General features: G+C 63.2%; 20 protein-coding genes. 16 read left to right on the plus strand and 4 right to left on the minus strand.

The features are described 5' to 3' along the window. Positions 1-260 precede the first annotated feature (260 nt). The 6 genes from BT116_RS24790 to BT116_RS24815 all read left to right on the plus strand — a co-directional run bounded on the left by BT116_RS24790 (position 261) and on the right by BT116_RS24815 (position 6013). On the plus strand, positions 261-995 hold the full coding sequence (locus tag BT116_RS24790; RefSeq protein WP_371856181.1) for a CbbQ/NirQ/NorQ/GpvN family protein: 735 nt from the start codon (positions 261-263) through the stop codon (positions 993-995). Further along, the gene (locus BT116_RS24795) at positions 979-1563 is read left to right on the plus strand and encodes a cytochrome c oxidase subunit 3 family protein (RefSeq protein ID WP_072347897.1); all 585 of its coding nucleotides are present in this window, start codon (positions 979-981) and stop codon (positions 1561-1563) included. Before BT116_RS24790 ends, BT116_RS24795 begins: the two co-directional genes overlap by 17 nt. Before the next feature lie 12 nt (positions 1564-1575). Continuing rightward, on the plus strand, positions 1576-1830 hold the full coding sequence (locus BT116_RS24800) for a cytochrome C oxidase subunit IV family protein (RefSeq protein ID WP_072347899.1): 255 nt from the start codon (positions 1576-1578) through the stop codon (positions 1828-1830). A 291-nt stretch (positions 1831-2121) separates the two neighbouring features. Further along, on the plus strand, positions 2122-2562 hold the full coding sequence (locus BT116_RS24805) for a c-type cytochrome (protein ID WP_003202495.1): 441 nt from the start codon (positions 2122-2124) through the stop codon (positions 2560-2562). 3 nt (positions 2563-2565) lie between these two features. Further along, positions 2566-3993, plus strand: a complete 1428-nt coding sequence (locus BT116_RS24810; RefSeq protein ID WP_063320840.1) for a cbb3-type cytochrome c oxidase subunit I — start codon at positions 2566-2568, stop codon at positions 3991-3993. Between the two features lie 181 nt (positions 3994-4174). Further along, a complete protein-coding gene (locus BT116_RS24815) occupies positions 4175-6013 on the plus strand; it encodes a nitric oxide reductase activation protein NorD (protein WP_072347901.1) in 1839 nt (612 codons plus the stop codon). 4 nt (positions 6014-6017) lie between these two features. Here the strand turns inward: BT116_RS24815 and BT116_RS24820 are convergent, their stop codons facing one another. Then, positions 6018-6218: a protein DnrP gene (locus tag BT116_RS24820; protein WP_072347903.1), complete on the minus strand. Its 201-nt coding sequence runs from the start codon at positions 6216-6218 to the stop codon at positions 6018-6020. Further along, positions 6215-6898, minus strand: coding sequence for a Crp/Fnr family transcriptional regulator (locus BT116_RS24825; protein WP_003202487.1), 684 nt, complete (start codon positions 6896-6898; stop codon positions 6215-6217). The genes BT116_RS24820 and BT116_RS24825 overlap by 4 nt, the downstream gene beginning before the upstream one ends. A gap of 575 nt (positions 6899-7473) precedes the next feature. On the opposite strand from BT116_RS24825, the gene BT116_RS24835 reads away from it, so the two are divergent. Both BT116_RS24835 and BT116_RS24840 read left to right on the plus strand, forming a co-directional pair. Further along, positions 7474-8664, plus strand: a complete 1191-nt coding sequence (locus BT116_RS24835) for an NnrS family protein (protein ID WP_072347907.1) — start codon at positions 7474-7476, stop codon at positions 8662-8664. Between the two features lie 25 nt (positions 8665-8689). Then, positions 8690-9127, plus strand: a complete 438-nt coding sequence (locus BT116_RS24840; protein WP_072347910.1) for a hypothetical protein — start codon at positions 8690-8692, stop codon at positions 9125-9127. Positions 9128-9202: 75 nt separating this feature from the next. Here BT116_RS24840 and ytfE read toward each other — a convergent pair whose 3' ends face one another. Continuing rightward, positions 9203-9877, minus strand: a complete 675-nt coding sequence (gene ytfE, locus BT116_RS24845; protein ID WP_072347912.1) for an iron-sulfur cluster repair protein YtfE — start codon at positions 9875-9877, stop codon at positions 9203-9205. Between the two features lie 160 nt (positions 9878-10037). Between ytfE and norR the strand changes: the two genes are divergently transcribed. The 8 genes from norR (at position 10038) to BT116_RS24885 (ending at position 17080) form a co-directional block, all read left to right on the plus strand. Continuing rightward, positions 10038-11570 carry a nitric oxide reductase transcriptional regulator NorR gene (gene norR / locus BT116_RS24850; protein WP_072347914.1) on the plus strand — a complete coding sequence of 511 codons (1533 nt, stop codon included), beginning with the start codon at positions 10038-10040 and terminating at the stop codon, positions 11568-11570. A 155-nt stretch (positions 11571-11725) separates the two neighbouring features. Continuing rightward, positions 11726-12373, plus strand: coding sequence for a pyridoxamine 5'-phosphate oxidase (pdxH, locus tag BT116_RS24855; RefSeq protein WP_072347916.1), 648 nt, complete (start codon positions 11726-11728; stop codon positions 12371-12373). An 88-nt stretch (positions 12374-12461) separates the two neighbouring features. Continuing rightward, positions 12462-13016 carry a molybdenum cofactor biosynthesis protein B gene (moaB, locus tag BT116_RS24860; protein ID WP_072347918.1) on the plus strand — a complete coding sequence of 185 codons (555 nt, stop codon included), beginning with the start codon at positions 12462-12464 and terminating at the stop codon, positions 13014-13016. Then, positions 13013-14248: a molybdopterin molybdotransferase MoeA gene (glp, locus tag BT116_RS24865; protein WP_072347920.1), complete on the plus strand. Its 1236-nt coding sequence runs from the start codon at positions 13013-13015 to the stop codon at positions 14246-14248. Before moaB ends, glp begins: the two co-directional genes overlap by 4 nt. Before the next feature lie 81 nt (positions 14249-14329). Then, complete coding sequence (locus BT116_RS24870; RefSeq protein WP_063320850.1) at positions 14330-15325, plus strand: ubiquinone anaerobic biosynthesis protein UbiU; 996 nt, start codon at positions 14330-14332, stop codon at positions 15323-15325. An 11-nt stretch (positions 15326-15336) separates the two neighbouring features. Further along, entirely contained in the window at positions 15337-16227 is an 891-nt protein-coding gene (locus tag BT116_RS24875; RefSeq protein WP_072347922.1) for a U32 family peptidase, read from the plus strand. Beyond that, positions 16221-16691: a ubiquinone anaerobic biosynthesis accessory factor UbiT gene (locus tag BT116_RS24880; RefSeq protein ID WP_072347924.1), complete on the plus strand. Its 471-nt coding sequence runs from the start codon at positions 16221-16223 to the stop codon at positions 16689-16691. Before BT116_RS24875 ends, BT116_RS24880 begins: the two co-directional genes overlap by 7 nt. Further along, the gene (locus tag BT116_RS24885) at positions 16691-17080 is read left to right on the plus strand and encodes a putative zinc-binding protein (protein ID WP_072347926.1); all 390 of its coding nucleotides are present in this window, start codon (positions 16691-16693) and stop codon (positions 17078-17080) included. Before BT116_RS24880 ends, BT116_RS24885 begins: the two co-directional genes overlap by 1 nt. Positions 17081-17248: 168 nt before the next feature. Here the strand turns inward: BT116_RS24885 and BT116_RS24890 are convergent, their stop codons facing one another. Then, positions 17249-17926, minus strand: a complete 678-nt coding sequence (locus BT116_RS24890) for a Crp/Fnr family transcriptional regulator (RefSeq protein WP_063320852.1) — start codon at positions 17924-17926, stop codon at positions 17249-17251. Positions 17927-17946: the final 20 nt, after the last annotated feature.

Below are 17946 nucleotides of genomic sequence, written 5' to 3' on the forward strand. Positions count from 1 at the left end.
CTCCTCAGGCGTGACCCGCGCTGCGCTGTAATTGACGTTCGGCGCGCAGGTTCTTGGTGCGGTGCAAGGCTATGCCCAGGCCGGTGCTTAGCCGCTTGACGGCGATCAAGTTTGCCGGCCGCGGCCCTTGCCAGGTTGTCGCAGGGCACCGTAGCGTGGCCTGCAATCGTGTTGTCCGAGCAGGCCTTGCCATGAACGCTATCCATACTTTGCAGCACCCCGACGAACCCTTTTATCAACCCCAGGACAACGAGCAGGCGATGTTCGAACAGGCCTGGCATCACGGCATGCCGGTGCTGATCAAAGGCCCGACCGGCTGTGGCAAGACCCGTTTCGTCCAGCACATGGCCCACCGCCTGAAACTGCCGCTGTACACCGTGGCCTGCCACGATGACTTGAGCGCGGCCGACCTGGTGGGGCGTCATCTGATCGGCGCCCAGGGCACCTGGTGGCAGGACGGGCCCTTGACCCGGGCGGTGCGCGAGGGCGGTATCTGTTATCTGGATGAGGTGGTCGAAGCGCGCCAGGACACGGCCGTGGTGTTGCACCCGCTGGCCGATGATCGTCGGCAGCTGTACCTGGAACGCACCGGCGAAGTGCTGCAGGCGCCGCCGTCCTTCATGCTGGTGGTGTCGTACAACCCCGGTTACCAGAACCTGCTCAAGGGCATGAAACCCAGCACTCGCCAGCGTTTCGTGGCGATGCGCTTTGGCTATCCGGCGGTGGCCGATGAAGAGCGCATCGTTGCCCGCGAGGCGGGCGTCGATCTGGCCCTGGCGGCTCAGGTGGTGCGATTGGGGCAGGCGCTGCGCCGGCTCGATCAGCATGACCTGGAGGAAGTTGCCTCGACGCGCCTGCTGATTTTCGCCGCGCGCATGATCGGCTCCGGCATGGACCCGCGCCAGGCCTGCCTGGCGTGCCTGGCCGAGCCATTGAGTGACGACCCGCAGACCGTTGCCGCGTTGATGGATGTGGTCGATGTCCACTTTGGCTGAAACCGTTGCCGTGCCCCGACGTTTGCCCGGGGACCTGGCGATGTGGTTTTTCATCCTCGCCGAGTTGTCGGTGTTCGCGTTGTTGATCCTGACGTTCACCGGCGCCCAGGCGTTGTACCCACAGACTTTCAGCGAAGGCCGGCAATTGCTGGACCGCTCCACGGGCCTGGCGATGACCCTCAGCCTGCTGACGGCCGGGTTGTTCGCCGCCCTGGCCCAGGAGCAGGTCAGGCAGGACCGGCCACGTCGGGGGGCGTTGTTGCTGTGGGTGGCGTTGCTGCTTGCTTCGGGCTATGTGGGGATCAAGCTCACGGAGTATGCCCATCTGTTGGCGAACGGCCTGGGGATGGAGCACGACACCTTCTTCACTTTGTACTGGATCCTCACGGGGTTTCATTTCCTCCATGTGCTGCTGGGCATGGTGATCCTTGGCTGGCTGGCCGAGGGCTGCCGGCGCCGTCGCCATGGGGCGCAGCGCAACAGTGGGCTGGAATCCGGCGTGCTGTATTGGCACATGGTCGACCTGGTCTGGGTGCTGTTGTTCCCGGTGGTCTACATCCTTGATTGAGCGGAGGTGCTCATGTCGACTTCCCGTGTCTTGATTGCTTGCTGGATGACACTGGCCGTGCTGAGCACCGGCACCGTTGCCCTGGGCCAGATCGCGGCTACCGGGCTGGTGTCCATCGCCATCCTGGTGGTCGCGGTGACCAAGGCCTGGCTGATCGCCGACGGCTTCATGGAACTGCGCCATGCACCGCGATTGTGGCGTGGGTTGATATTGAGCTGGGCGGTGCTGTTGGCGAGTGTAATAGGGATCGTCATCACACCCGCCTGAACCTGTGAACACAGAACCCCTGTGGCGAGGGGATTTATCCCCGCTGGGGCGCGAAGCGGCCCCGACATCCTGTCTGATACACCGCAGTAGCCGATACATTTGGGGCTACTTCGCAGCCCAGCGGGGATAAATCCCCTCGCCACAAAATAATCCCCTGCCACAAAAGCTCATCTGACTTTCGGGCTGTGTTGGAACAACCCACCAAAACCATCGGAGATTCTTGATCGCCATCAAGCGGTTTCCGATCCCTCGCTTCCTAGAATGGACACGCCAAGCAATGAGGAAGTGACCATGTCAGATACTTTCACCAAAGGCATGGCCAGGAATATTTATTTCGGGGGAAGCATCTTCTTTTTCCTGATATTCCTGGCCCTGACCTACCACACGGAACAGACCTTTCCAGAACGCAGCAACCAGGCGCAATTGACGGAATCGGTGATACGCGGCAAGGGCGTCTGGGAGCGCAATAACTGCATCGGCTGCCATACCCTGCTGGGCGAGGGCGCGTACTTTGCGCCGGAGCTGGGCAACGTGGTCAACCGTCGCGGTGGCGATGAAGCCTTCAAGCCGTTCCTGCAGGCCTGGATGAAAATGCAGCCGCTGAACGTTCCGGGGCGTCGGGCCATGCCGCAGTTCAACCTGAGCGAGCAGGAGGTCGACGATATCGCCGAGTTCCTCAAATGGAGCTCGAAAATCAATACCAATGGCTGGCCGCCAAACAAGGAGGGCTGAGAGATGAGCATGGCTAATCCGCATCTGAAATTCGCCTCGCAGGCCGTCGCCAAACCCTACTTCGTATTTGCCCTGATGCTGTTCCTGGGGCAGGTGTTGTTCGGTTTGATCATGGGGCTGCAATACGTGGTCGGCGACTTCCTGTTCCCGCTGATCCCTTTCAACGTGGCCCGCATGGTCCACACCAACCTGCTGATCGTCTGGCTGCTGTTCGGCTTCATGGGCGCGGCGTATTACCTGATACCGGAGGAGGCCGACCGCGAACTGCATAGCCCGAAACTGGCGCTGTTGCTGTTCTGGGTGTTCGCCGCCGCTGGCGTGGCGACGATCCTGGGCTATCTCTCGGTGCCTTATGCAACGCTGGCGAAGTTCACCGGCAACGACTTGCTGCCGACGATGGGGCGCGAGTTCCTGGAGCAGCCGACCATCACCAAGATGGGCATCGTGGTGGTGTGCCTGGGGTTCCTCTACAACATCGGCATGACCCTGCTCAAAGGTCGCAAGACCACGGTCAGCATGGTAATGATGACCGGGCTGATCGGCCTGGCGGTGTTCTTCCTGTTCTCCTTCTACAACCCGGAAAACCTCGCTCGCGACAAGTTCTACTGGTGGTGGGTGGTGCATCTTTGGGTCGAAGGCGTCTGGGAACTGATCATGGGTTCGATGCTTGCCTTCGTCCTGATCAAGATCACCGGCGTGGACCGCGAAGTGGTCGAGAAGTGGCTCTACGTGATTATCGCCATGGCGCTGATCACCGGCATCATCGGCACCGGCCACCACTTCTTCTGGATCGGCGCACCCGAGGTCTGGCTGTGGGTGGGCTCGATCTTCTCGGCGATGGAACCGCTGCCGTTCCTGGCGATGGTGGTCTTCGCCTTCAGCATGGTGAAAAACCGTCGTCGGCAACACCCGAACCGCGCCGCCACGTTGTGGGCCAAGGGCACCACGGTCACCGCGTTCTTCGGTGCGGGCGTCTGGGGTTTCCTGCACACCCTGGCACCGGTCAACTACTACACCCATGGTTCGCAACTGACTGCGGCCCACGGTCACCTGGCCTTCTACGGCGCCTACGCAATGATCGTGATGACGCTGATCAGCTACGCCATGCCACGCTTGCGTGGGTTGGGTGAAGCAGCGGACGAACGTTCCCAGCGGTTGGAGATCTGGGGCTTCTGGTTGATGACCTTGTCGATGGTGATGATCACCTTGTTCCTCACAGCTGCCGGTGTGGTCCAGGTGTGGTTGCAGCGGTGGATGACGGATGGCAGTGCCTTGCCATTCATGGCCACGATGGATCATTTGAAGCCGCTGTTCTGGGCACGACTGGTCAGCGGTATCGGGTTCCTGGCCGGGTTGCTCTGCTACCTGTTCAGCTTCCGTCAACGTGGCCGTGCGGCCCTGCGGGCACCGGCGGCGGTGGTGCCGTCATGAGTCACCACAGTGGTTAGTCCGGACCCATTTGTGGCGAGGGGATTTATCCCCGCTGGGCTGCGAAGCAGCCCCAAAATGTCTGCTACTGCGGTGTATCAGACAGGATGTAGGGGGCCGCTTCGCGCCCCAGCGGGGATGAATCCCCTCGCCACAATGGGTTCGGCTTAAGAGGATAATAACCATGGCATTCACCCTGGAGCTGGAAGAATGGGTCGGCAGTGTCTGGCACCGTTTCATCACCCGCCGGGCCAGTGCTGATTTTCCTGAGGCCCGGGTCGAGCTGGTGCCCCGGCAACGCTCGTTGCAGGTGCTGTTTCGCGCCACTGGCGGTGCGCCTCATCTGGGGGTGGAAGCGGTCAGCGACCGCGACCTGTTGTTGCGTCGCAACCTGTTGCAGCAAATTGCCGGCACCTGCAAGCAAGTACCCCTGGCCTGTTGCGATGGCGATAACCTGCGGCTGCCGGCGAGCCTGGCGACGTTCCCCGATGTCGGGCTCAACGAAGAGCTGTATCGCTGGCTCGCGTTGCTGGCCGCGCAGTCGGGGCCGATGAAGCACTGGGGACGGGACAATCAGCGCTGGACCCTGGCGGTGTTGAAGCGCTACCCGGCGCTGCGCCCTCGCTACCGGCGACTGGTGGAGGCGCACCTGTCCCTGCGCCCCGATCCGGCCACGCTCAACCCGGCCGAAGCCGCCTTGGAGCGGGCGTTGTGCCAAGCCTTGCGCGAACCGGGCAGTGTGGAACATTTTCCACGCAGCGAGCGGGCGGCCTGGCCGTTGCCGCTGTGGCTCTACCCATCCCAACACCTGGCCAATCCCCAGGCCGCCAACTTTGAGGAGTCCGAGCAATACCTGGCGACGCCGCCCGGTGAACAGCAGGGCGGGCGCAAGCGCGCCGAGCGAATCGATGACACCACCCGTGACGGTGGGCTGCTGATCGTGCGCCTGGAAAACCTGTTCAGTTGGACCGAACACGTGGACCTGGATCGCTGGGCGGATGACAGCGAAGACCCGGACGCCGCTCGCGTCGCCGAGGACCTGGACCAATTGACCTTGTCACGTACCCGCATACGCAAGGGCGGTGGTTTGAAACTGCACCTGGACCTGCCGCCGGCCGATGTGGATGACCTGCCGTTGGGCGCAGGCGTCCTGTTGCCGGAATGGGATTACCGCAAGCAACGACTGCAGGACGACTTCGTCAGCCTGCAAACCTTTACCCCACGCGATTGCCAGCCCCAGCCGTTGCCCGCACGCCTGCGAAGCTCGGCCCAGCGCTTGCGTCGCCAGTTCGAACACTTGCGCAACGATCGCCAATGGCTGCGCCAGCAAACCCAAGGCACGGAACTGGACCTGCAAGCCTGGCTGGATTTCCACGTCGAACGCCAGCACGGGCAGTGCAGTGAACGCGGGCTGTTCATGGACCAGCGCCAGACCCGCCGCGACCTGGCCTGCCTGCTGTTGGCCGACCTGTCGATGTCTACCGATGCCCACCTCAACGACGAACACCGGGTGATCGACGTGATTCGCGACAGCCTGTTGCTGTTCGGCGAAACCCTGTCGGTGCTGGGGGACGATTTTGCCTTGTACGGGTTCTCTTCCTTGCGCCGCCAGCAGGTGCGCATGCATGAACTCAAGGCCTTCGACCAGCGTTATGACGACCACACCCGGGGGCGGATCCAAGGGCTCAAGCCCGGTTACTACACGCGCATGGGCGCGGCGATTCGCCAGGCCACGCAACGGTTGGCGGGCTGCAAGCGGCGGCGCAAATTGTTGTTGCTGCTCAGTGACGGCAAGCCCAATGACCTGGACCTCTACGAAGGGCGCTACGGTGTGGAAGACACCCGCCAGGCAGTGCTGGAAGCCCGGCGCCAAGGGCTGACGCCGTTCTGCATTACCATCGATCGCGAAGCGGGGGATTACCTGCCGTACATGTTCGGGGCCAACGGCTACACCTTGATTCGCCAGCCCGAGCAACTGCCGCTGCGTTTACCGCAGTTGTACCGGCAATTGACTCAGGATTGAGGGCTCAGGCGATGCTGCGCGGCAGCCAGAAGAACATGCCGAAGCAGAAGATCGTCAAGCCGACACAGAACCAGGTGAAGCGTCGCAACCGACGCTCGCTGGCCTTTGCGGCCTCGACTGGCAGGGGCATGCCGCACTGGCGACATTCGGTTTCGTGTATCGGGTTGGCTTGTTGGCAATACAGGCAAGTGGGCTGCGCGCTCATTCGAATTGCTCCAGGCGCAGGCGATCGAGAATGGCGATCTGGCGACCGTCCTGGGTGATGATTTTTTCATCGATCAGGCGTCGGATGATCCGCGAGAAGGTTTCCGGCTGGATCGACAAGTGCCCGGCGATCAACTGCTTGGCCATCGGCAATTCGAACTGGCTGTCCACGGTTTGCAGGCGCACCAGTTGCGTCAGCAGGTAGCGCACCACGCGGTGAGTGGCGTTCTTCAGTGACAGGGTTTCAATCTCGTTGACCCGTTGATGCAGGCGTACACAGAGCTTGCCGAGCAGGGCGAAGGTCAGCCGGCTGTTGCTTTGCAGCAGACGCATGTAGGTAGCGTTGGACAGCCGGTATACCTGGGTCGGGCCGACGGCTTCAGCGGACGCGACGTAGTTGGGGGTGTCCATCAGCATCATGGCTTCGGCGAAGGTCTGGCGCTCGCCGATCACCTCGAAGACCTTTTCCTGGCCATCCGGGGTCAGCCGGTAGATTTTCACGGCACCGGAAATCACGAAGTAAAACGCCTGCGCCGGCTCTCCCTGGCGGAACAGCGGATCGCCCCGGTCGATGTTCAGCAGTTGGCTGTTGCTCATCAATTCGTTGAGCTCTTCTTCGTTCAACGGCTCGAACAGGTGATGGCTGCGCAGAATCTGGTGATGGACGCGGTGGAGCACCATGGCATGGAATCCTTGTAAGGGTGAAAGAGGTGGTCGGGGTCAGACCAGGCTCAGGGACAGGCCGCTGGCTAGCGCCACGACGCAGGAGAGCAAGACGAACCAGGTAAACGGCAGAACGACGGATTTCATGGGTGACCCCGACAAGAAAGGTGATGCCGTGCTTGAGCAAGAGACGGGCCATGCCTGCTGGCGTTGATTCATGGGACGTTAGAGTTAGTGAGGGTAAAAATGACCCTGGCACAATCGGGTTAAAACAACCACGAAAGGGTCATAAGTACCCCGTTAGGCTACAGTCCCTGTGGGAGCGAGCTTGCTCGCGATGGCGTCGGATCAGTCAGTATTGAGTTGTCTGGCCCACCGCCATCGCGAGCAAGCTCGCTCCCACAGGGGGGTAAGGGTATTTAGCGAATCGCTCGACCCGGTTCGGCAAGCCCCTTGCAAGTACCTGTCCGAGGCGAGAGGTTGCCGATGAGCTGGCTTGATCTGAGACAAGGCCGGCCGGCGTCGATAGCCGATCATTCGAACCCTGATTTGTCGTACCTCGCTGGCGGTTCAGCGAGGCAAAGGAGTGGTGTATGCAAGTGCTTGACCGTCGCAAGGCCATGGCCATTTTGCCGTTGTGGCGCCTGGCGTTCCGGCCATTCTTTTTGGCCGGGTGTGTATTGGCGCTGTTGGTCGTTCCACTTTGGCTCGCGGCGTTCACCGGGCGCTTGTCGACCTGGCAGCCGGCCGGCGGCTGGTTGGCCTGGCATCGGCATGAACTGTTGTTCGGTTTCGGCCTGGCGATCATTGCCGGGTTCCTGCTGACGGCGGTGCAAACCTGGACCGGAATCCCCGGCCTCAGCGGCAAGCGCCTGGCAACGCTGGCGTTGTTGTGGCTGGGCGCGCGGCTGGCCTGGTTGATGGATGCGCCCTGGCCGTTACTGACGCTGCTGGAGCTGGGTTTTGCCCTGGCGGTCGCCGCGCTGATGGGCGTGATGTTGTGGCGTGTGCGGCAGAAGCGCAATTACCCAATTGTGCTGGTATTGCTGCTGTTGGCCGCCGCCGATGCGTTATCCGTATACGGCCTGGTGCAACACAACGAGGGCTTGCAACGCCAGAGCGTGCTCACCGGCCTGTGGCTGGTGGCGGCGATGATGGGGTTGATCGGCGGGCGCGTGATTCCATTCTTCACCCAGCGCGGCCTCGGTCGGGTCGAGGGCGTTACCCCTTGGCCATGGCTCGATCGCCTGTTGCTGGCAGGGGCGGCGCTGGTGGCGTTGTTGTATGCCTTCGGTCCTGCGCTGGTGGCCAGCGTCTGGGTCGGCCTGTTGTTCGCCGCGTTGGCGGTGGGCCACGGGATTCGGCTGGTGCGTTGGCATGATCGGGATTTGTGGCGGGTACCGCTGCTGTGGTCGTTGCACCTGGCCTACGCCTGGCTGGCGGTGGCTTGCCTGGGCATGGCGCTGTGGCACTTCGGCGTGCCAGTGAACCCGAGCCTGGCGGTGCATGGCCTGACCATCGGTGCCATGGCCGGGTTGATCCTGGCGATGGTTGCCCGTGTCAGCCTGGGCCATACCGGGCGCCCCCTCGAACCGCCGGCGGGCATGACCCTGGCGTTCATCCTGCTGAACCTGGCGTGCCTGAGCCGCGTGCTGTTGGTGCTGCTGTTGCCGTTGGCCGGGCTGTGGCTGGCGGCGCTGTGTTGGACACTGGCGTTCGGTCTATACGCCTGGCGCTATGGGCCGATGCTGCTCAAGGCTCGGGTGGATGGGCATCCGGGATGAGCCGACTGGGCAGGGGGAATCGATAATGTACGGGGTCTTGCTGGTTACCCACCTGTTGGCGGCCATCGCCTTCATTGGCACGCTGTTTTTCGAGGTCTTCATCTGGCATGACGCCCGTCGGCCGTTGGCCCAAGGCGTCAAGGACGCCGCCGACCAGGCCATCGCCCAGCGCTCGCGCCGCGTGCTGCACGGCGTCGTGCTGGTGCTGTACGGCGCCGGCATGGCCCTGGCCTGGCAGCATCGCGGCGCATTGAGCCAGCCGTTGAGCAACAGCTTCGGCCTGCTGCTGTGCCTGAAGATCCTGCTGGCCCTGAGCATCATCGGCCACTATTTGTGGCTGGCGTACTGGCTCAAGCGCGGTCGCCTGACGCCGAACCGAGCCTGCTGGTTGCGCCGCAGTATCCTGGGGCACATGGTGTTGATCGTGGTGTTGGCCAAGGCGATGTTCTATTGGCAGTTTTGAGCAGGGATGAGAGCAACGAATGCCTGTGGGAGCAAGCTTTGCTCCCACAGGCATAATGGGCAATGTTTGTGAGAGTTAACGGGCAGGCTTCATCGCATTGACGAACAACACATTGTTTTCCAGGTGGATGTGCTGCATCAGGTCATCACGAAACTCCACCAACCCGCGATACAGGGCGCGCCAGGTGTTGCAGGCGTCGGCGGGCGGGGTGATCTGGTCGGTCAGGGCAAGCATGGTTTCAAGGGCTTCACCGTGCTGGTCGTGTTCGTAGCGCAGCACCTGGATCGGCGCCGAGGCCCGTTCGCCCAGGCCTTGTTGCAACATCGGGAACAGCACCTGTTCTTCCTTGAGCATGTGGCCTTCGAGTTCCTGATACATGTCCTGCAAGTGATCGGCCAGGCCGTTCGGGCAACTGGGTCGCGCACCGTGGACCTGCTCGACGCGCCGGGCCAGGCGGATCAGTTCCGGCAGCTGTTCGCGATGGCGTGCGTGGTAGCGCTCCAGGATGTGGGCAATCAAGGTCGCCTGGGGTTCGTCGCGCCAGTCATGGCCCAGCTCTCCGGCGGCTTGCAAGGTGCGCAGGGCGTCGGCGATCAGCAGCGGGTTCAGGCCTTTGCCCAGCGCCGCTTCACGCAAGGACTTTTGCCCGCCGCAGCAGAAGTCGAGGTTGTAATGATGGAAGGTACGGGTTGCACCGGGAATATCGCAGGCCAGTTGACCGAGGCTTTGTTCCAGCAAATCGAGGCTCATCATGTTTCCTTGGGGTTGAATCCCGGCAGGGACGGATGAACGGACTTTGCAGTCGACGTGCCAGTTTCAACTGATTGAAAATAAAGCATTAAATTTTTGGCAGGGTGATTGTCACCCTGACTGTTGAGGGTCAAACGAACCCTGGAGGGTCATCACTACCATGCTGCGTGAAAGCCTGGCCGCCGACCTGATCGTCGAGCTGCCCAATGCGGTGCGATTGCAGCGCCTGGTGCAGACCCTGCGCGAATACTTCAACAGTGGCGCCGTGGGGTTGTTGCGCCTGGACGACGACAGCCTCAGGCCCGTGGCGACCGTGGGCTTGGTCCACGAGGCGCTGGGCCGACGGTTCGCGATTGCCCAACACCCACGCCTGGCGGCGATCATGGCTTCGCGCGAACCCACTTGGTTCGAGCCCGACAGTCGCTTGCCGGACCCTTATGACGGCTTGCTCGACAACCATGTCGGCGAGCCGCTGCCGGTGCACGACTGCATGGGCGTAAGCCTGTATGTGGAAGGCCGGCTCTGGGGCGCGATCACCCTCGATGCGTTACACGCCGGCACCTTCGACAGCCGCGCCCGGGAGGAACTCAAGCGCTGCACCTTGCAGATCGAAGCCGCGGTGCGGGTCACCCGGCTCGAGCAGGAAAACCGCAGCCTGCGGGCCTCGCGCAGCGACTCGGCGGACCTGCGCCTGCCGGCCGAGGAGGGCGAAATCCTCGGCCGTAGCGAGGGGCTGCAACAGTTGCTCAACGAGTTGGATGTACTGGCCGACTCCGAACTGCCGGTGCTGTTGCTGGGCGAAACCGGCGTGGGCAAGGAATTGTTCGCCCGGCGTCTGCATCGCTTGTCCCGGCGTGGCCACAAGCCATTGGTCCAGGTCAATTGCGCGGCGTTGCCGGAGTCCCTGGCGGAAAGTGAATTGTTCGGCCACGTCAAAGGCGCGTTCTCCGGCGCGACGACTGACCGCGCCGGGCGTTTCGACGCGGCCAACGGCGGTACGCTGTTTCTCGACGAGGTCGGCGAGTTGCCGTTGAGCGTGCAGGCCAAGTTGCTGCGCACCCTGCAGAACGGCGAGATCCAGCGCCTGGGGGCGGACAAGCCGCTGCACGTCGATGTGCGGATCATCGCCGCCACCAACCGGCACCTGCCCGACAGCATTCGCGATGGCCTGTTTCGCGCCGACTTGTACCACCGACTCTCGGTCTACCCGGTGCCGATCCCTCCGTTGCGCGAGCGTGGTCACGATGTGTTGATGCTGGCCGGGCACTTCCTCGAACTGAACCGCACACGCCTGGGCTTGCGTGGCTTGCGCCTGTCACCGGCGGCTGAACAGGCGCTGCTGGCGTACTCCTGGCCGGGCAACGTGCGGGAGCTGGAACATGTGATCAGTCGCGCGGCGTTGAAGCAACTGAGCCGGGGCGCCAGTCGCAGCTTGATCATGACCTTGGAGCCGCAGGTGCTGGATCTGGATGTCAATGCCAGCGCCGTCACGGCCCAGGCGTTGCCGGAGAGGCCCCTGGAAGCGCTCGATGTGCCGTTCCAGCCCTTGGGTGAGGCGGTTGATGCTTGTCAGCGACAGGCGATCCTCACGGCTCTGGAGCGTTGCGGGCAGAACTGGGCGGGGGCGGCGCGGTTGTTGGAGGTTGATCCGAGTAACTTGCATAAGCTGGCGCGGCGGTTGGGGCTCAAGTAGCCGTTGATCGGTTAGACCGCGTTGCCTTCATCGCGAGCGAGCTTGCTCGCGATAGCACCCTTCAACTCACCACAAGAACCACCATTGACAACGATCAAGGCCCGCCACCGACGCAGAATCCACACTGGCCCAAACCCATCGTGGAGATCACCGTCATGCCCCTTTCCCTGGCCAAAATGCGCCGCCAGTACACCCTCGATGGCCTGGATGAAGTCCAGGCACCCGACGACCCCATGGCTTTGTTCAGGCTCTGGATGCAGCAAGCCCGAGACACCGAAAGCCCGCCGGTGGAAGCCAACGCCATGGCTTTGGCGACGGTGGATGAGCAGGGCCGGCCTCACTGTCGGGTGTTGTTGCTCAAGGGCTTCGACGCCCAGGGCTTTTCGTTTTTCGGCAACTACGACAGCGCAAAGGGACAGAACCTGGCGGCCAACCCGTGGGCGGCCATGACGTTTTTCTGGCCGGGGCTGGAGCGGCAAGTGCGGATTGAAGGACAGGTCTGCAAGCTTGATCCGGCGTTGTCGGATGCCTATTTCGAATCCCGTTCCGTCGCCAGTCGCCTGGGTGCCTGGGCGTCGCCACAAAGCCGACCACTGGAGGACAGGGCCGCGCTCGAGACCTTGCTGGCGCAAACCGAGCAACGTTTCGCCGATCAACCGGTGCCACGTCCCGCGCATTGGGGCGGCTATTGCCTGCGGCCCGAGCGACTGGAGTTCTGGCAGGGCCGTGCCGACCGTTTGCACGATCGCCTCGACTACCGCCTGCAGGATGGCGCCTGGCAGCGCAGCCGCCTGGCGCCTTGAGCGCCGAGGGAGGTACCTCCAAGGAGGAATAGGCCCGGCAACGATTGGGGTTCAGGCTGGGCCATCTTTTCTGACAGGACGGCTGATCATGGCCCATCTGACGCAACGCCTTTTTCAACCACTGAACATCGCGGTCCTTACCATCAGCGATACGCGAACCTTCGACACCGACACCTCGGGCCAAACCCTGGCGGACCTGCTGCAAACAGCCGGACACGTGCTCATCGACCGCGGGCTGGTGAAGGACGATATCTACCAGATCCGCGCCCAGGTTTCCCAGTGGATCGCCGACCCCAAGGTGCAAGTGGTGCTGATGACCGGCGGCACCGGGTTCACTCCGCGCGATAACACCCCCCAAGCGGTGGCGCCGTTGCTGGACAAGCACGTCGACGGTTTTGGTGAGTTGTTCCGCCAGGTGTCCCTGGCGGAAATAGGCATGTCCACGCTGCAATCGCGCGCCTTGGCGGGCATGAGCAATGGCGTGCTGGTGTGTTGTTTGCCCGGTTCGCCGGGGGCTTGCCGGACCGGTTGGGAAAAGATCCTGGTCGGGCAACTGGACAGCCGCACTGGCCCGTGCAATTTCACCCCTCACCTCAAGCCGCAGGCCGGCATTGCTCCAACCGCCTGCGAGACACGCTCGTGAGCGGCAAGGTGTGCGACAGCGGCGTGCTGATGCCGGTGGATGAGGCGATTCGTCATCTGCTCGACCAGGCCCCGCCGCCACCGCCCGTGCAACGGGTTGGCCTGGACCAGGCCCTGGCGCGTGTGCTGGTCGCCGACATTCTGTGCCCGATGAACCTGCCAGCCTGGGATAACAGTGCGATGGACGGCTATGCCCTACGGGCCGCTGACCTGCCGGGTGACGGCGGCTACCTGCTGTTGGGCGGGCGGATCGCCGCGGGTGACGAGCCGGGCGAGCCGTTGCAGGCCGGGCACGTCGTGCGGATTTTTACTGGCGCGCCGCTGCCACCGGGGGCCGACACGGTGGTGCCGCAGGAAAGCTGTCGCGTCGATGGCGAGCGGGTCTGGTTGCCGTCGGTCAACGGCGGTGACCATGTTCGCAAGGAAGGCGAGGAACTGCGTCGAGGAGACCGACTGCTCGAAGCCGGCACGCGCTTGCGTGCCCAGGAGTTGGGTTTGCTCGCCGGTGCCGGCGTCGGCCAGGTGGACGTCTATCGCCCCTTGCAAGTGGGCTTGCTCAGCAGCGGCGATGAGCTGCGCGAGCCGGGCGAGCCACTGGCGCCAGGACAGATCTACAACAGCAATCGTCATAGCCTCGCCGCACTGCTGCGCGGCTGGGGTGTCGAGGTGCATGACTTCGGGGTCATGCCCGACCAGCTGTTGGCCAGTCGACAAGCGTTGCGCCTGGCCGCCGCCGAATGCGATGTGCTGATCACATCGGGCGGTGTCTCGGTGGGTGAAGAAGACCACCTCAAGCAAGCCATCGAAGCCTTGGGCAGCATCGACCTCTGGCGCCTCGCCATCCAGCCGGGCAAGCCCCTGGCCTTTGGGGATGTGGAAGGCAAGCCATGGATTGGGCTACCGGGCAATCCTTCAGCGGCGTTGATTACCGCATTGATCGTCGTGCGTCCCTTCCTGTTCCGCGCCCAAGGCATGCGCGACGTGCTGCCTGTACCGTTGCAACTGCCGGCCGGGTTCGATTGGCTCAAGCGCAATCGACGCCGGCAGTACCTGCGGGCCAGGTTGGTCCCGGATGCCAACGGCCACCTGTGTGTGGAACTGCACCCTCAGCAAAGTTCGGCGATGCTGACGGCCGCTTGCTGGGCCGATGGGCTGGCGGTGGTGGAGTGTGAGGCGCAAGTGCACAAGCACGACAAAGTGCTGTACCTGCCATTCGCCGAGCTGATGCATTGACGGCAATTGATTGCCGTCAAGGTCGCCGGCCGAGGGCTGGCTAGACTGGCGGCGCTTGAGTTTTTCTCATGAGGATGCCCCATGCAACTGGTTTGCCCGGCAGGGAATCTGCCTGCCCTCAAAGCGGCGGTGCGCCAAGGCGCCGATGCCGTCTATGTCGGCTTTCGCGATGACACCAATGCCCGGCATTTCGCCGGGCTGAACATGGACGACAAGCAGTTCGACGCCGCTGTCGCACACATCCGTCAGCACCAACGCAAGCTGTACGTGGCGGTCAACACTTACCCGCAGCCCAAGGGCTGGGAGCGCTGGCAACGGGCAGTGGACCGTGCCGCCGATTTTGGCGTGGATGCCCTGATTGCCGCCGACCCCGGCGTGCTCGGCTACGCCAGCCAGCGCCACCCGAAACTGGCGCTGCACTTGTCGGTACAAGGCTCGGCGACCCACGCCGCGGCCCTGGCTTTTTACGCCCAGCGCTATGACATCCGCCGTGCGGTGTTGCCGCGGGTACTGTCCCTGGCCCAGGTGCGACAGGTGGCGGCTGCCAGCCCGGTGCCGATCGAAGTGTTCGGTTTCGGCAGCCTGTGCATCATGGCTGAAGGCCGTTGCCACTTGTCTTCCTACATCACCGGCGAATCGCCGAACCTGTGCGGTGTCTGCTCGCCCGCCAAGGCGGTGCGCTGGAGCGAGGATGCCCAAGGCCTCAGCGCACGCTTGAGCGAGGTGCTGATCGACCGCTACACCCCCGAAGAACCGGCCGGTTATCCGACCCTGTGCAAAGGCCGCTTCCTGGTAGGCGGCAAGCGTTTCCATGCGCTGGAAGAACCCACCAGTCTCGACACCCTTGACCTGCTGCCGGAGCTGGCGGCCATCGGCGTCGAAGCGGTGAAGATCGAAGGCCGCCAACGCAGCCCGGCCTATGTGGAACAAGTGACCCGGGTCTGGCGCGCCGCATTGGATGCCCACCAGGTCGCGCCGCAACGGTTCCGGGTGCAGGAAGAATGGCGCCAGGTGTTGGCTGGCTTGTCCGAAGGCAGCCAGACCACCCTGGGTGCCTACCATCGATCATGGCAATGAGGGGAGGCCAGATGAAACTCAGCCTGGGACCGGTCCTGTTTTACTGGGACAAAGCGCAACTGGGGAATTTCTATGCCGAGATGTCGGCATTGCCGCTGGACGTGATTTACCTGGGGGAAACCGTGTGCTCCAAGCGCCGGGCCTTTTCTCTGGATCAATGGCTGGGCCTGGCGCGCGAGCTACAGACGTGCAGCCAGGCGCAGATCGTATTGTCGAGCCTGACGTTGATCGAGGCGGCTTCGGAGCTGTCTTCGTTGCGCCGTCTGTGTGACAACGGCCAATTACTGGTGGAAGCCAATGACATGGGTGCGGTGCAGTTGCTGGCCGAGCGCAAGTTGCCCTTTGTCGGCGGGCCGGCGTTGAATCTGTACAACGGTCACGCCCTGGGGCAATTGCTCGACAGCGGCATGATCCGCTGGGTGCCACCGGTGGAGTGTTCGGCGGCGCTGATCGGCGATGTGCTGGAGCAAGTGCGAGACATGGAGCGTGAGGGGCCTGAAGTCGAGATCTTTGCCTACGGCCATCTGCCCCTGGCGTACTCGGCGCGTTGCTTCACCGCCCGGGCCGAAAACCGGCCCAAGGACGACTGCCAGTTCTGCTGCATCAACTACCCCGACGGCCTGGCGCTGAGCAGTCAGGAGGGCCAACCGTTGTTCACGCTCAATGGCATCCAGACGATGTCCGGCGAGGTGAGCAACCTGCTCGCTGATTACAACGCCCTGGTGGCTTGCGGGGCCGACATCCTGCGCCTGGGTCCGCGAGCCCAGGGCATGGCCGAGGTGGTCACAGCCTTCGACAAGGTTCGCCAGGGCGAGGCGCCGCCGCTGTTTGTCGAGGGCTGCAACGGCTACTGGCACGGCCATGCCGGCATGTTGAAGGTAGAGGAGGCGGGCCTGTGCTGAGTCCGAAGAAGTGGGTGCTCAAGGGCGCTGACCGCTTGCTGCCGCTGGTGGGCAAGGTGCCGTTCGTGGTGCAGCGCCTGGCGTTGCAACAGGCGCTCAATCGTTGCCTGGCCGAACCGCTGCGCGATGGTGGTTTCGATGTATTGCAGGGGCGCTGGTTGTGCCTGCGGGTGCCGGACCTGAAGTTGTGTTGGTACCTGACCCTGGCGCGGGATGGATTGCGCATCGCCGAGCGGGCCGAGGCCCAGGTCACCATCAGCGGCAACTGGCGCGAGTTCCTGTTGCTGGCCAGCCGTCAGGAAGATCCCGATACGTTGTTCTTCCGGCGACGGCTGGTGATCGAGGGGGACACGGAGCTGGGGCTGGCGCTGAAAAACCTGATCGACAGCCTCGATCCGGACGTGTTGCCGCCGTGGCTGTGGCGCAATCTGGAACGGGCGGGCAAGGGGTTGGCCGCAGTGTGATGAAAGCCCCAAGCCTATTGCCCCTGGTGTATTCCTGTTCCGGTTGCTCCAACGTGGCGCAACTGGCCAACACGGTCGCCCTGCGCCTGGACCGCGCAGGGTTGGCTGAGATGTCCTGTATCGTCGGTGTCGGCGGGCATGTGGCGGCTTTGGTGAACAAGGCATGCTCGGGGCGGCGGATCATTGCCTTGGACGGTTGCCCGTTGCAATGCGTCCAGGCGTGCTTGCAGCAACACGACCTGGAAGCGGATGTGCATGTGATCCTGAGTCAGTTGGGCTGGCGCAAGCGTTTCGGGGTCGATTGCTCGCAAGAGGAGGGTGATGCGTTGTTCGAGCGGTTGATACCGATGATAGGGGTTGATGAGATCGATGGGCCGAGCGGCGAGTAAAGGGCTCATACCACCCTGTGGTGAGGGGATTTATCCCCGCTGGGCTGAAGCAGCCCCAAAGCCTGAGCCTGCGGTGTATCCGGCAGTTGAGGGGGGCGCTGCGCGCCCCAGCGGGGATAAATCCCCTCGCCACAGCGGGACGGGGTGCCCGCTGTATAGGATTCGCAGCTATTGCTGGTAAGCCTCCAGCGCTTCCTCGGCCAGGATGCGAATGTTGCGCCGTTCCATGGCGATCAGGCCACCGTCCACCAAGCGATGCAAAATGCGCGAGAAGGTCTCTGGCTGAATCCCCAGCTTGGAGGCCACCAGGCGTTTGGACACCTGCAGCACCAACTGACCGTTGCGTGGATCGCGCTCCTGCAACAGGAAATTGATCACCCGCCGGCTGGCGCTGGCCAGGGTCAGGTTGTCGATGTCCTTGAGGCGCTGGTGCAGGTGGATGCTCATGCTCGCCAGGATCGCCAGGCAGACTTTGGGCTGGTCCTCCAGGGCCTTGCGGTAGTGGGTGCCCTCGATGCTCACCAGTACGCTGTCCTTGATTGCCGACGCGCTGACCGGGTAGCACCGGGCCTCGCTGAAGAGCAGGGCCTCGGCGAAGGTCTGCCCGGGCTGGATGATCTCCACCAGGTTCTCCTGGCCTTCGCCGGTGACCCGGAACAGCTTGATCTGGCCACTGACCAGCAGGAAAAACCGCTTGGCCGGGTCGCCCTGGTGCATGAGCGTGCTGTTGCTGTCCAGGCGCCTGAGGACGGCCAGGCTGCAGACATCTTCAAAGACCCGCTCCGGCAGTTGGCTGAACAGGTGATGACGACGCAACAGTAAAACGATGGAAGGGTGGGTCAGCATGGCGTACCTCCGCGTGCCGT

Origin of the sequence: Pseudomonas sp. NFACC16-2 (assembly GCF_900119205.1) — a bacterium.
Classification (GTDB): domain Bacteria; phylum Pseudomonadota; class Gammaproteobacteria; order Pseudomonadales; family Pseudomonadaceae; genus Aquipseudomonas; species Aquipseudomonas fluorescens_Q.

Coding starts and splice junctions, on each gene's coding strand:
- pdxH (WP_072347916.1), top strand. CDS start 11,726: ATGCCCCTTTCCCTGGCCAAAATGCGCCGCCAGTACACCCTCGATGGC.
- BT116_RS24885 (WP_072347926.1), top strand. CDS start 16,691: ATGAAAGCCCCAAGCCTATTGCCCCTGGTGTATTCCTGTTCCGGTTGC.
- BT116_RS24795 (WP_072347897.1), top strand. CDS start 979: ATGTCCACTTTGGCTGAAACCGTTGCCGTGCCCCGACGTTTGCCCGGG.
- norR (WP_072347914.1), top strand. CDS start 10,038: ATGCTGCGTGAAAGCCTGGCCGCCGACCTGATCGTCGAGCTGCCCAAT.
- moaB (WP_072347918.1), top strand. CDS start 12,462: ATGGCCCATCTGACGCAACGCCTTTTTCAACCACTGAACATCGCGGTC.
- BT116_RS24815 (WP_072347901.1), top strand. CDS start 4,175: ATGGCATTCACCCTGGAGCTGGAAGAATGGGTCGGCAGTGTCTGGCAC.
- BT116_RS24825 (WP_003202487.1), bottom strand. CDS start 6,898: ATGGTGCTCCACCGCGTCCATCACCAGATTCTGCGCAGCCATCACCTG.
- BT116_RS24805 (WP_003202495.1), top strand. CDS start 2,122: ATGTCAGATACTTTCACCAAAGGCATGGCCAGGAATATTTATTTCGGG.
- BT116_RS24840 (WP_072347910.1), top strand. CDS start 8,690: ATGTACGGGGTCTTGCTGGTTACCCACCTGTTGGCGGCCATCGCCTTC.
- BT116_RS24800 (WP_072347899.1), top strand. CDS start 1,576: ATGTCGACTTCCCGTGTCTTGATTGCTTGCTGGATGACACTGGCCGTG.
- BT116_RS24835 (WP_072347907.1), top strand. CDS start 7,474: ATGCAAGTGCTTGACCGTCGCAAGGCCATGGCCATTTTGCCGTTGTGG.
- BT116_RS24875 (WP_072347922.1), top strand. CDS start 15,337: ATGAAACTCAGCCTGGGACCGGTCCTGTTTTACTGGGACAAAGCGCAA.
- BT116_RS24820 (WP_072347903.1), bottom strand. CDS start 6,218: ATGAGCGCGCAGCCCACTTGCCTGTATTGCCAACAAGCCAACCCGATA.
- BT116_RS24810 (WP_063320840.1), top strand. CDS start 2,566: ATGAGCATGGCTAATCCGCATCTGAAATTCGCCTCGCAGGCCGTCGCC.
- ytfE (WP_072347912.1), bottom strand. CDS start 9,877: ATGAGCCTCGATTTGCTGGAACAAAGCCTCGGTCAACTGGCCTGCGAT.
- BT116_RS24790 (WP_371856181.1), top strand. CDS start 261: ATGTTCGAACAGGCCTGGCATCACGGCATGCCGGTGCTGATCAAAGGC.
- BT116_RS24870 (WP_063320850.1), top strand. CDS start 14,330: ATGCAACTGGTTTGCCCGGCAGGGAATCTGCCTGCCCTCAAAGCGGCG.
- BT116_RS24890 (WP_063320852.1), bottom strand. CDS start 17,926: ATGCTGACCCACCCTTCCATCGTTTTACTGTTGCGTCGTCATCACCTG.